Origin of the sequence: Sulfitobacter sp. TMED3 (assembly GCF_002167505.1) — a bacterium.
Taxonomy (GTDB): domain Bacteria; phylum Pseudomonadota; class Alphaproteobacteria; order Rhodobacterales; family Rhodobacteraceae; genus Sulfitobacter; species Sulfitobacter pontiacus.
In genome coordinates, this window is record NZ_NHBI01000065.1 from 21,264 (window position 1) to 33,501 (window position 12,238).

At 61.4% G+C, this 12,238-nt stretch carries 15 protein-coding genes and 1 tRNA gene; 11 read left to right on the top strand and 5 right to left on the bottom strand.

Annotated elements, in window-relative coordinates:
- The first annotated feature begins 8 nt into the window (after positions 1–8).
- The 9 genes from secD (at position 9) to CBB63_RS15255 (ending at position 6,765) form a co-directional block, all read left to right on the top strand.
- Positions 9–1,658 carry a protein translocase subunit SecD gene (gene secD / locus CBB63_RS15215; RefSeq protein ID WP_286699743.1) on the top strand — a complete coding sequence of 550 codons (1,650 nt, stop codon included), beginning with the start codon at positions 9–11 and terminating at the stop codon, positions 1,656–1,658.
- Between the two features lie 11 nt (positions 1,659–1,669).
- Complete coding sequence (gene secF / locus CBB63_RS15220; protein ID WP_286699744.1) at positions 1,670–2,635, top strand: protein translocase subunit SecF; 966 nt, start codon at positions 1,670–1,672, stop codon at positions 2,633–2,635.
- 165 nt (positions 2,636–2,800) lie between these two features.
- Complete coding sequence (locus CBB63_RS15225) at positions 2,801–3,154, top strand: Mth938-like domain-containing protein (RefSeq protein WP_286699745.1); 354 nt, start codon at positions 2,801–2,803, stop codon at positions 3,152–3,154.
- Between the two features lies 1 nt (position 3,155).
- Positions 3,156–3,773: a heme ABC exporter ATP-binding protein CcmA gene (ccmA, locus tag CBB63_RS15230; RefSeq protein WP_286699746.1), complete on the top strand. Its 618-nt coding sequence runs from the start codon at positions 3,156–3,158 to the stop codon at positions 3,771–3,773.
- Entirely contained in the window at positions 3,770–4,426 is a 657-nt protein-coding gene (gene ccmB / locus CBB63_RS15235; RefSeq protein ID WP_009826659.1) for a heme exporter protein CcmB, read from the top strand. Before ccmA ends, ccmB begins: the two co-directional genes overlap by 4 nt.
- 52 nt (positions 4,427–4,478) lie before the next feature.
- Positions 4,479–5,213, top strand: a complete 735-nt coding sequence (locus CBB63_RS15240; RefSeq protein WP_286699747.1) for a heme ABC transporter permease — start codon at positions 4,479–4,481, stop codon at positions 5,211–5,213.
- A complete protein-coding gene (gene ccmD / locus CBB63_RS15245; RefSeq protein ID WP_107277682.1) occupies positions 5,213–5,362 on the top strand; it encodes a heme exporter protein CcmD in 150 nt (49 codons plus the stop codon). Before CBB63_RS15240 ends, ccmD begins: the two co-directional genes overlap by 1 nt.
- Positions 5,355–5,894 carry a DsbE family thiol:disulfide interchange protein gene (locus CBB63_RS15250; RefSeq protein WP_005852653.1) on the top strand — a complete coding sequence of 180 codons (540 nt, stop codon included), beginning with the start codon at positions 5,355–5,357 and terminating at the stop codon, positions 5,892–5,894. The genes ccmD and CBB63_RS15250 overlap by 8 nt, the downstream gene beginning before the upstream one ends.
- A 148-nt stretch (positions 5,895–6,042) precedes the next feature.
- Positions 6,043–6,765, top strand: a complete 723-nt coding sequence (locus tag CBB63_RS15255; RefSeq protein ID WP_286699748.1) for a heme-dependent oxidative N-demethylase family protein — start codon at positions 6,043–6,045, stop codon at positions 6,763–6,765.
- 39 nt (positions 6,766–6,804) lie between these two features.
- Here CBB63_RS15255 and CBB63_RS15260 read toward each other — a convergent pair whose 3' ends face one another.
- The 4 genes from CBB63_RS15260 to CBB63_RS15275 all read right to left on the bottom strand — a co-directional run bounded on the left by CBB63_RS15260 (position 6,805) and on the right by CBB63_RS15275 (position 10,257).
- A complete protein-coding gene (locus CBB63_RS15260) occupies positions 6,805–7,242 on the bottom strand; it encodes a glyoxalase superfamily protein (protein WP_254704183.1) in 438 nt (145 codons plus the stop codon).
- Positions 7,243–7,520: 278 nt separating this feature from the next.
- On the bottom strand, positions 7,521–8,324 hold the full coding sequence (locus tag CBB63_RS15265) for a lytic murein transglycosylase (protein ID WP_286699749.1): 804 nt from the start codon (positions 8,322–8,324) through the stop codon (positions 7,521–7,523).
- Positions 8,325–8,475: 151 nt separating this feature from the next.
- Entirely contained in the window at positions 8,476–9,882 is a 1,407-nt protein-coding gene (glnA, locus tag CBB63_RS15270; protein WP_286699750.1) for a type I glutamate--ammonia ligase, read from the bottom strand.
- 36 nt (positions 9,883–9,918) lie between these two features.
- Entirely contained in the window at positions 9,919–10,257 is a 339-nt protein-coding gene (locus CBB63_RS15275) for a P-II family nitrogen regulator (RefSeq protein ID WP_005852659.1), read from the bottom strand.
- 246 nt (positions 10,258–10,503) lie between these two features.
- On the opposite strand from CBB63_RS15275, the gene CBB63_RS15280 reads away from it, so the two are divergent.
- Both CBB63_RS15280 and CBB63_RS15285 read left to right on the top strand, forming a co-directional pair.
- Entirely contained in the window at positions 10,504–11,346 is an 843-nt protein-coding gene (locus CBB63_RS15280; protein ID WP_286699751.1) for an NAD(P)H-hydrate dehydratase, read from the top strand.
- Positions 11,347–11,449: 103 nt separating this feature from the next.
- Positions 11,450–11,534 (top strand) — tRNA-Leu (locus tag CBB63_RS15285).
- Positions 11,535–12,039: 505 nt separating this feature from the next.
- Here CBB63_RS15285 and CBB63_RS15290 read toward each other — a convergent pair.
- Positions 12,040–12,238: hypothetical protein (locus tag CBB63_RS15290; protein WP_286699752.1), on the bottom strand; the 199-nt coding region annotated here is incomplete at its 5' end.

The window sequence follows — 12,238 nt, forward strand, 5'->3', positions numbered from 1 at the left end:
GCAGTACCATGCTTCAGATTGATCTGTGGAAACGGGTGTTGATCATCCTCACCTGTGCCGCTGGCCTGTGGCTGGCGCTGCCCAATGCGTTCTACGGACCCGTCGAACAGCACAATGATGCGGTCAAGGCGATCAGCGTTGCTGGCTCCACCCCCGAGCTTGAGGCGCAAAAGGCGCTTTGGCCCGAGTGGATGCCGGAACGTCTGGTCAACCTTGGCCTCGATCTGCGCGGCGGGGCCCATTTGCTGGCCGAAGTGAATGTCGAAGACGTTTACGCCAACCGGATGGAAGCCGCCTGGCCCGAGGTCCGCGATGCGTTACGCTCGATCACGCCGGTCCGCCGTGTTGACGCCCCCAAGGGCGAGCTGCGCGTGCGCATCAACGATGCCTCTGTCATGGCACAAGCTTTAGAGGCGACCCGTGCCTTGGCCCGCCCCGTGCAGTCGCTGACGGGCACAGGGCAAAACGACATCGTGGTAAACGGTGCCAATGACATCATCACCATCACGCTGACCGATGCCGAGAAACAAGCCACGGACGAGCGCACGATGCAGCAGTCGCTGGAAATCATCCGCCGCCGCATCGACGAGGTGGGCACACGCGAACCCACGATCCAGCGTCAGGGTNCNGACCGTATCCTTATTCAGGTGCCCGGCATCGGGTCGGCCGCAGAGCTGAAAGCGATCATCGGGACCACCGCGCAGCTGACGTTCAACCCCGTGGTGAACCGTGGTGCCAATGAAAACGCGGCACCGGGTCTGGGCAATTCGCTTTTGCCCGACGCCGAAGCGCCCGGTGTCTTCTANATCATCGAAACCGCGCCCGTCGTNACCGGCGAACANCTGGTCGATGCGCAGCCCAGCTTTGACCAGAACGGCCGCCCCGCTGTCAGCTTCCGCTTTGACACCACCGGNGCGCGCAAGTTCGGCACCTACACGGCAGAGAACATCGGCGCGCCTTTCGCCATTGTGCTGGATGACGAGGTCATCAGCGCCCCCACCATCCAAAGCGCGATNCCCGGCGGGTCAGGCATCATCACCGGNAACTTCACGGTCGAGGAATCCACCAATCTGGCCGTCTTGCTGCGGGCAGGGGCCTTGCCTGCGGGGCTGACCTTTGTCGAGGAACGCACCATCGGGCCGGAACTGGGTCAAGACAGCATTGACGCGGGCAAGATCGCGACCAGCGTCGCCTTTGGCGCGGTNCTGTTCTTTATGTGGGCCAGCTACGGGCTGTTCGGGCTGTTCGCCAATATCGCGCTGATCATCAACGTCGGCATGATCTTTGGCTTGCTNAGCCTGATTGGTGCCACGCTGACCCTGCCCGGTATCGCGGGGATCGTTCTGACAGTGGGTATGGCGGTNGACGCCAACGTGCTGATCTTTGAACGCATCCGCGAAGAGCTCAAGACNGCCAAGGGACCGGCCCGCGCNATCAGCCTTGGCTATGAACGCGCGCTTAGCGCCATTCTGGACGCCAACATCACCACCTTCATCATTGCNACGATCCTCTTTGTGCTTGGCTCCGGCCCTGTGCGCGGGTTCGCGGTGACGCTGGGNCTTGGCATCGTCACGTCGGTCTTTACGGCGTATTTCGTCACACGTCTGATCGTGGTGTTCTGGTTTGAACGCCGCCGTCCCAAGACAATCACGGTATAGGAACGCGCACCATGCGGCTGAGACTGATCCCCGACGATACGAATATCGACTTCTTCAAACACGCCAAACTGACCTTTGGCGCGTCCTGTGTGGCGGTGCTGCTGGCCTTGGCCGTGTGGNTCACCATGGGTCTGAACTACGGCATNGACTTCCGCGGTGGCACGACCCTGCGCACGCAAAGTGACGCAGCCGTGGACGTGGCGGCCTACCGCACGGCGCTGGAACCGCTNGAGCTTGGCGATGTGTCCATCTCAGAGGTGTTTGACCCTGCCAGCGACAGCACCAAACATGTCGCGATGGTNCGCATCCAGGCCCAGGANGGCGAAGAGGCCGCATCCCCCGAGATGATCCAGAATGTCGAGGAAGCGTTGAAAACCGTTGCCCCGAACATCGTCTTCACCTCGGTCGAATCTGTTGGCCCCAAAGTGTCGGGCGAGCTGATCCAGACNGCGTTTCTGGCGGTTGCNGCCTCCCTCGGGGCGATCCTGATCTACATCTGGCTCAGGTTCGAATGGCAGTTCTCTGTCGGGGCGGTCGCGGCGCTGTTCCACGATGTGGTGCTGACCATTGGNGTNTTCTCGGCNCTGCAGATCCGNTTCGATCTGGCGGTGATCGCGGCGATCCTGACCATCATCGGCTANTCGATCAACGACACCGTGGTGATCTTTGACCGCNTGCGTGAAAACCTGCGCAAATACAAGAAACGCGACCTGCGCGAGATCATGAACCTCAGCGTNAACGAGACNCTGAGCCGNACCTTGATGACATCGGGCACCACCTTGCTCGCGCTCATCGCGCTGCTGGTTCTGGGCGGCGATGTGATCCGNGGCTTTGTCTTCGCGATNACATGGGGCGTTGTTGTGGGCACCTATTCTTCGGTCTATGTGGCCAAGAACGTCGTGCTGTTTCTGGGCGTCAAACGCGACTGGTCCAAGAAAGACAACAACACCGGCCAATACGCCAACATCGACGCGTAATGTATTTCGCTGCCAGCGGGGCACCCCTTGCTGGCAGCCTAGCCCGCGCCCGCCTCCGGCGTGACGCTTTGCCCATAGGGCCCGCCCCATTTCACCGCCAGTTGACCTGTATTGTCCGCGCGTGATCCGCTATGATCGCGCAGCCCCCGCGAGAAGGAGAACATCATGCGTTTGAACGAGGTCGTGTATTCGGATGCCAAACCCGTCGAAGGCTATGGCCCCGGTTTCTTCCGGATCGGGGGCGAGGTGTTCGAAGGGCCTATGATCGCAGGCACCTCTGGGGTTTCTGCGTGGCAGGGCTTTGACGATCACGCACCGCTGCTGGCGTTGGCGGGCAAGATCGACATCCTGTTCATCGGCACCGGGGCCGAGATTGCGCATATCCCGGCCGACCTGCGCAGCACGCTCGAAGATGCGGGCATCGGGGTTGATGTCATGTCGTCCCCCGCCGCGGCGCGGACATATAACGTCCTGCTCAGCGAAGGCCGTCGCATCGCCTTGGCCATGATCCCCGTCTGATATGACCCTGTGTGTCACCGACCTTGCCGTCGCGCGCGGCGGTGTGCCCGTGCTGGACGGGGTGTCCTTTGCGATCGAACCGGGGGCTGCCTTGATCCTGCGTGGGCCGAACGGGGCGGGCAAGACCACGCTGCTGCGCTGCATCGCGGGGCTGCAACCGCCCTTGTCGGGGCAGATCGACGGGGCAGAGGAAACCATCGCCTACGCCGGGCACGCCGACGGGCTGAAAGCGATGCTGAGCGTGCGCGAAAACCTCACATTCTGGGCGCAGGTCTTCGGGCAACGCGATATCTCTGACGCATTGGCCGCCTATGACCTTAAGCCGCTGCAAGACCGGCTGGCGGGCACCTTGTCTGCGGGGCAAAAGCGGCGCTTGGGGCTGGCGCGGTTGATGGTCACGGGGCGGCCCATCTGGGTGCTGGACGAGCCGACCGTGTCGCTGGACGCCGCCGCCGTCGGGCTTTTCGCCGCGGCGGTGACGGCGCATCTGGAGGCGGGCGGCATGGCGCTGATCGCGACCCATATCGACCTTGGCCTGAAGGCGCATAGCTTTGACATCACCCCGTTTCGCGCCAAACCATCACAGCGCAGCGGTGCCAGTGACGAGGCTTTCCTGTGATCGCCCTGCTGCGCCGTGACCTGATGCTTGCCTTTCGGGCGGGCGGGGGCTTTGGCCTTGGGCTGGCGTTCTTCTTGATTGTGACCGTACTGGTGCCCTTCTCGGTCGGGCCGCAACCGGATCTGTTGGGGACCATCGCGCCCGGTGTGCTTTGGCTGGGGGCGCTGCTGGCCTGCCTGCTCTCGCTCGACCGGCTGCTTGCGCTGGATTACGAGGATGGCACGCTGGACCTGCTGGCCACGGCACCGCTGCCGCTTGAGGCGGCATTGAGCGTCAAGGCGCTGTCCCACTGGGTGACGACAGGGCTACCGCTGGTGCTGGCGGCTCCTGTGTTGGGGGTAATGCTGAACCTCGCGCCCGCGGGGTATCTGTGGCTGGTGGCCTCGCTGGGTCTGGGCACGCCCGCGCTGTCGGTGATCGGCACCTTTGGCGCGGCGCTGACCGTGGGCATCAAACGCGGCGGGTTGCTGATGTCGCTGCTGGTGCTGCCGCTTTATGTGCCGACGCTGATTTTCGGGGCAGAGGCCGCGCGCCGCGGCGCAATGGGGCTGGATGCCACGACCCCGCTAACACTACTCGCCGGCATCACCTTTGGCACCATCGCGCTCATGCCCTTCGCCTCTGCCGCGGTGCTGCGGATGACCTTAAGGTGAGTGTGTGCTTTTGACCATTGAGTGCCAGGAAACGGAGCGATAGAACCCCGCCATGTCTTTATGGGAATACGCCAATCCGGTGAAATTTTTAGGCCTCTCGGCCCGCGTGCAACCCTATGTCTGGGGGGGGGCGGCGCTGTGTCTGATGGTCGGTCTGGGCTGGGGCTTTTTCGGCACGCCGGATGATTACCGTCAGGGATCGACGGTCAAGATCATCTACCTGCATGTGCCCGCCGCGCTGATGGCGATCAACGCATGGTTCATGATGCTGGTGGCCTCGCTGGTCTGGCTGATCCGCCGGCATCACGTCAGCGCCCTTGTGGCCAAGGCGGCGGCCCCTGTGGGCGTCACCATGACAGTGATCGCGCTGATCACCGGTGCGATCTGGGGGCAGCCCATGTGGGGCACCTGGTGGGCATGGGATCCGCGGCTGACGTCCTTTCTGATCCTGTTTCTGTTCTACCTTGGCTATATCGCCCTGTGGGAAGCGGTCGAGGACCCCGATACCGCGGCGGACCTGACCTCGGTCCTGTGTCTGGTGGGCTCGGTCTTTGCGGTGCTGTCGCGCTATGCGGTCAAGTTCTGGAATCAGGGGCTGCATCAAGGCACCTCTGTCCCGCTGGCCACCGGCGGCCGTACCGTGTCGGATGTGTTTTTCTACCCTCTGCTGATCAGTATGGTCGGCTTTGGCCTGCTGTTTCTGGCGCTGGTTCTGTACCGCACAGGGACCGAAATCCGCCTGCGCCGCGCCCGCGCGCTGCTGGCGCGCAGCGAAAGGGGCGCATGATGCCGGAACTTGGGAAATACGCCGCCGAGGTGCTGGCCGCCTATGGGGTGTCGCTACTGCTGCTGGCGGGGCTGGTGGGGCTGAGCCTGAACAAAGGGCGCAAGGCCCGCGCCACACTTGCTGATATAGAGGCCCGTAAAGATGGCTAAAATCTCTCCGCTCATGATCGCGCCACCGCTGGTCTTCGCCGGTTTCGTGGCACTCGCCGCCTTTGGCATGTTCCGCCCCGATCCCGAAGGGCTGCCCTCGACGCTGGTGGGACAGATGGCCCCCGCGCTGCCGGAAAAACCACTGGAAGGGTTTCCCGCCGCGGCACCGGATGTGCTGACCAATGGCGAGGTGACGCTGGTCAACTTCTGGGCCAGCTGGTGCCCGCCCTGCCGCGCCGAACATCCGCAGCTGCTTGATATGCAGGCGCAGGGGCTGTCGATCATCGGGGTCAACTTCAAAGACACGATAGGCCCCGCAACCAGCTATCTGACCAATGATGGCAACCCCTTCGAAGGCGTCGCCTTTGACCCGCAGGGGCGCACCGCCATCAACTGGGGCGTCACCGCCCCGCCAGAGACGTTCATCATCGCAGGCGACGGCACGGTTCTGTTCCGCTACGCCGGTCCGCTGGTCGGCAGTGACTACGAACAACGCTTCCTGCCGGCGCTACAAGACGCTCTGAAGAACTGACACCCGCTTCCAAATGGCCCTAAATCCTCGCCGAAGGCATGGCCCGTAGCAGGCTGCGCCCCGACAGCGGGCCTATGCGCCACACCGCCGGTTTCGCACCGGCTTCCCCCCGGCTACCCCTCATCCGCTGACCAAAAAAGGAGACCTCATGCCCGTGATATTGCAAACCAGACTACCGGACGCGCAAACCGGCACGCCCGGATTGCCGGGCACGGGGCCTTGCGGGGCGGAGGACTGGTTGCTGATGGACGAAGCCTACGCGCCCCAGATGGTCTACCGCGAAGCGCTGCTGGCGGACCGACCCGAGGCTGTTTTCTACCAAAGCGAGGCCGCCAGACCCGCCGCGGCAGAGCTGTTGTCCCAGGCGCTGACCCTTCTGCCGCGCTTCGGTTTCACCCTCGGGGCGGATGCGGTGGTCTGCCCCGACGGGCGCAAGGTCACACTGGACCGGTCGCAACCGCTGTGGACGTTGGCGCATCTGGTGCAGGAGGACCTCTGCATCCTGCAAAAACGTGGCGATGAACATGTGCTGACCGCTGCGGCACTGTGCTTTCCGGCGAACTGGCGGCTGGCGGACAAGATAGAGCAACCCCTGACGGGCATTCACACTCCGGTCGAGGAATATGACGCCGACATCGCGCGGCGTGTGCAACGTCTGTTTGACGGCGTGCGGGCAGGGCGGCCCCTGTGGCGGTTCAACAAGCTGCGCTATGCGGATGCGGATCTGCACCAGCCGCGGCGGCGCGAGACAGGCAGCGACATGCCCTTTATCCGGTCAGAGCGGCAGTGCATCCTGCGTCTGCCCGAAAGCGATGCGGTCGTCTTTACGATCCACACCTATGTGGTGCGCGACGGAGATGCGCCTGCCTGAGCGAACCCAGACAGGCGCGATGGTTCGGGAGTGATGGCGCTAGGTCAGGACCAGATGCGGCTGCCCGTCAGAGGTCTTGCGCGGGGAGATCCCCTGCGCATCAACCACCGCATTGATCTGCCGCCGCATATTGCTGAACAGGGGCGAGGTCACAACGTCAATCGCCGTGTCAAAGCGCAGGGTCAGCGACCACATGCCACTGCCCGATAGCCGCGCCGCCTTGACCACGCCGGTAAAGGGATGGCCAAGATAGCGGCCTTGCACGCGGTCCCCGGGCGTCCAGCCCTGCGCAGGGGCCGCGGCCTGGGCGCTTAGCGTGTTCCAGTCGCGCGCGCCCCATTGGTGGGCCACCATTTCCAGCGTCGCCGCATGGGACAGTGCTGTGCCTTGGGCTGCAAGGTCCGCACGCAGCCGTTTGGCTTGGGATTTCAGCACATCAGCCGAAGGTACGGCGGTGGGATGGTTTTGGGTTGTCATCATAACACTCCTGCTCTCGCAAAAGTCGAAGGGGGTCCGCGTTGCCCGTCAATCCGCGAGATTGAAGGTGTGTTCTTGATCAAGGACTTCACCGATATGCGGACGGCAGGGGCCTTTCCCTATGGGCGCTATATGGCGCTTGGGTGCTGCAATTGCAATGGGGCGGTGCGGGTGGCACGGGGCGGATGCCTTCGGCGAGGATTTTCAGCCATTTGGAAGCAAAACGCGCGCGCCGCAGGACCGGCGCGCGCGTGGCGGTTGTTTTTACTTTCGAGGGGTTAGCCGTCGATGCGGGCGGCCATAATGGCGATGGCTTTCTGGTACACGCCGGCAGCGTTCCACTGTTTGATCACATTGAAGTTGGTTTGCCCTTCCTGATAGCCGGCACCGGGTTGCCAGCCTTTCTGACGCAGGAAGTTCGCGGTCGAAGCCAGCGCATCGGTCTGGTTGTAAAAATCAACGCGGCCGTCGCCGTTACCGTCCACCCCATAGCGCAGGGCGTTGCCGGGCAGGAATTGGGTGTGGCCAAGTTCGCCATGTTTTGCGCCTTTGGTGCCACCGTTGATCGCGCCGCTATCAACCAGCTTCAGCGCGCCGATGGCGTGGGGGGCAAAGAAATCGGAGCGGCGGCAGTCATAGGTCAGCGTGGTGATCGCAGAGACCACCGAGGTATCGCCCATGAAGCCACCAAAGGCGGTTTCCATCCCGTGGATCGCGATGATCACCCCCGCTGGCACGCCATAGCGCGCTTCGAGTGATTGGTAGAAGCTTGCATTGCGGGCCTTGCGCTTGCGGCCTTGGGCGACGATCGTATCGGCACCGCGCACCTGCATGAATTTATCGAGCGAATAGTTGAAGGATTTCTGGTTGCGGTCGGCGGCGATGGTGCTGCTGGCATAGCGCGCGTTGGCCAGTGCATCGAGCCCCCGTTGACCGACACCCGCGGCGGCGGCCTCTTTCGCGAAGGCGGGTTTCCAGGCGTCGAAGCCTCCCGCGTTGTTGCCACATTGGGCCGCTGCGACCGGGGCGGCGAAGCCCAAAGAAAGCATAAGTGCCGTGGCAAGACGTTTGGTGGGGCGCATGAAATAACCTCTGACTATATGAAACTTCGGCTGACTCTAGCTCAGCTATTTCGAACTTCAAATAGCAAGACGCATTCCAAGCGAAAGGGCGCCCCGATAGGGACGCCCTTTGCTGTTGGTCTGGCCACCCGTGCGGGGGGAAGGCCGCCGTTTAGCAGCTGTAGTACATGCCGAATTCAACAGGGTGGGGGGTGTGCTCGTATTTGTGCACTTCTTCCATCTTGAGTTCAATGTAGCCTTCGATCTGGTCTTTGGTGAAGACGTCACCGGCCAGCAGGTAATCCATATCCGACTGCAGCTCTTCCAGCGCTTCGCGCAGGGAACCGGAAACGGTCGGGATATCGGCCAGTTCTTCGGCGGGCAGATCATAGAGGTTTTTATCCATGGCTTCGCCCGGATCGATCTTGTTCTTGATCCCGTCAAGGCCGGCCATCAGCAGCGCGGCAAAGCACAGGTAGGGGTTTGCCGCCGGATCGGGGAAGCGGGCCTCTACGCGTTTTGCCTTGGGGGATTCGGTCCATGGGATACGGACACAGCCCGAGCGGTTGCGTGCGGAATAGGCGCGCAGAACGGGGGCTTCGAAACCGGGGATCAGACGCTTGTAGCTGTTGGTCGCCGGGTTGGTGAAGGCGTTCAGCGATTTCGCGTGGGACAGGATGCCGCCGATGAAATACAGCGCTTCCTGGCTCAGGTCGGCATATTTGTCGCCTGCGAACAGGGGCTTGCCGTCTTTCCAGATCGACATGTTCACGTGCATGCCGGAGCCGTTGTCGCCATAGATCGGCTTGGGCATGAAGGTTGCGGATTTACCGTAAGCGTGCGCCACGTTGTGGATCACGTATTTGTATTTCTGCAGCTCATCCGCCTGTTCGGTCAGCGTGCCGAAGATCAGGCCCAGTTCGTGCTGGCAGGACGCCACTTCGTGGTGGTGTTTGTCGACCTTCATGCCAAGACGTTTCATCGTCGACAGCATTTCGGCGCGCAGGTCTTGGGCTTCGTCCGTGGGGTTCACGGGGAAGTAGCCGCCCTTGAGGCCCGGGCGGTGGCCCATGTTGCCCATTTCATAGTCGGTGTCGGTGTTCCAGGACGCGTCGGACGCATCAACTTCGTAGGATACCTTGTTGATCGAGTTCGAGAATTTGACGTTATCGAACAGGAAGAATTCGGCTTCCGGACCCATATAGGCCACATCACCGATACCGGAGGCTTTCAGATAGGCTTCGGCTTTTTGCGCTGTGCCACGGGGGTCACGCTCATAGGCTTCGCCTGTGTCGGGCTCTACAACAGAGCAGTGCACGCAGATGGTTTTTTCGGCATAGAACGGATCAACATAAGCGGTGTTCGTGTCGAGCATCAGCTTCATGTCGGAGGCTTCGATGCTTTTCCAACCCGCGATGGAGGAGCCGTCAAACATGAACCCTTCTTCGACAAAATCTTCGTCAACAAGATCGGAGACGATTGTCACGTGCTGCAGTTTACCGCGTGTATCGGTGAAACGTACATCAACGTATTCGATGTCCTCGTCCTTGATCTTCTTCAGGAAGTCCTTGGTGCTCATTGGATGATATCCTTTTCTTGAATCTCGTAAATTCGATTAAAGCGCGTCTGACCCGGTCTCGCCGGTACGGATGCGGATTGTTTGTTCGATGGGGCTGACGAAGATTTTGCCGTCGCCGATCTTTTCGGTCTTCGCAGCCGATACGATGGCCTCGATGGCGGCGTCTACCTGATCGTCGTCCAACACGATTTCGATTTTTACCTTGGGCAGAAAATCCACGACATATTCAGCGCCACGGTACAATTCTGTATGGCCCTTTTGACGCCCGAAGCCTTTGACTTCGATAACGCTAAGGCCCTGAACGCCAACCTCTTGGAGCGCCTCCTTGACTTCATCAAGCTTGAACGGCTTGATTACAGCTTCGATCTTTTTCATCTGAGGCCTCCCTGCCAGACGGGTGATTTTCGGTCTACATCGGTGTCATCTCACCGTGCGGGCCGACGGTCTACCAGACGCGCGATGGAGTCCACCGAAAGAGGCGAAAATTTGTGCGCATCGGCTGTTTTATGTGCGTTGCGATTAAAATATGTGCAGTTTGAAAATCCATGTGCTGGCAGGCTTGGCTATCGCTTGGCCAGGTGGTTTATCTTTAGGCAAAAGACGGACCAGAAAGGGGCTGCCATGCAATCGATTGCCATCACCGCAGACACGCTGGACTTTGATCAATTGACCAAGGGGCAGGGGCATAAGTTCGATCACGGGCATGCGATTGTCGTGACCGGTGGGGCCGGGCGCACGGGTGCGGCGCGGCTGTCCGGGCGTGCGGCGTTGCGGATGGGGGCGGGGCTGGTCACACTGGCCGTACCGCCCGCCGCGCAGATGGAGGTGGCGATGCAGATCACCGCCCTGATGCTGTCGCGCGTCACAGGCCCCGAGGATCTGGCAGAGCTGGCCGGTGACAAACGCGTGCGGGCGCTGTGCATCGGGCCGGGCTTGGGGCTGAAACCGGCCCATGTGGCGCTGGTGCGGGCAGTGCTTGAATGCGGCAAACCCTGCGTGCTGGACGCCGACGCGCTGACCCTGATCGCGCAGGAGCCCAACTTGTGGGAGCGCCTTGGCCCGCACTGTGTACTGACCCCGCATGGCGGAGAGTTCGCGCGCCTTTTCAAGGAGATATCCGAGGGTGACGCCGATAAGGTGCAGGTCTGTCTGATGGCGGCGCAAAAGGCGGGGGCGGTTGTTCTGTATAAGGGGGCGACAACCCTGATCGCGCATCCCGACGGCCGCGTTGCCGCGCATCACGGCACGGGCGATCGCGCGGCCCCGTGGCTTGCCACCGCCGGCGCGGGGGATGTGCTGTCGGGTATGATCACCGGTCTGCTGGCCCGCGGCATCGCGCCTTTCGAGGCGGCGCAATACGCGACATGGCTGCATGTAGAGGCCGCGCGTCAGTTCGGACCGGGGCTGATCGCCGAAGATCTGGTCGAAGAAATCCCCCGCGTCTTCAAGGCGCTGGACCTCTAGCGGCCGTCGGGTACAGGCACGCGTGGCAGGTGATAAAAACTATACGTCATGCGCGTTTTTCCCCCTCGCCACTGGGAAATTTCTTTGATAGTGAACGCGCAATGCGGGTGTGGCGGAATTGGTAGACGCACCAGATTTAGGTTCTGACGTCGTAAGGCGTGGAGGTTCGAGTCCTCTCACCCGCACCACTTTGAAAATACACACATTTTTTTAGAATAGCAGTATGCCTCGACGGTCGGTTCGATGCGGCTGCTACGAAAACGCTACTTTGGTTTGGGGCGTTGTAGCAGCGCCGTAGCGGTTTTATGGGGAATGCCTCTCCGTTATAGTGGGGAGGGCTGCGCCATTCCTGGAAGTCTAACTTCACCTTAATACCTACTGAAGCCCTGAGTGTCGTATATCGGGATTCGGGGTGTATGAGAGTTGGGTAATCTAGTTCACTACGGATGCCGCGTATGGAATCGTCTGTAGCGCTTCCCCGCGTCGTCCCGTTCCTTGTATAGATAGAGGGGCGCTAACGCGCCTCTCGTTGTTTCTGTAGGGTGGGGAGCATTACCTGTCTAGTTCCCCGGATGCCTATCAGGCATCGGCTCTCCTATCGACTTCAGGACCTCCAGTGTGGCACGCGGATGCGTTTCTACTTCAAGCTTCATGTCGTCGCTGAAGTTGAGCCGCGTTAGCGGCGTGGTGGCGTCACCTGTCTAGATGAACCACGTCGCCTGCTGTCATGGTGGCTTCCTGCATCGCGGATATCTGTTCCTGCACCTGTGCCAGCATCACGCTAAGCTGTTGCAATAATACATCTGACATCGGCGCGAGGGCGGCATCTGCCATCCTCGATGTCGCGGTAATTAGGTCGCCGTGCATCTGCTCAGAAATTGTCATGATTCGG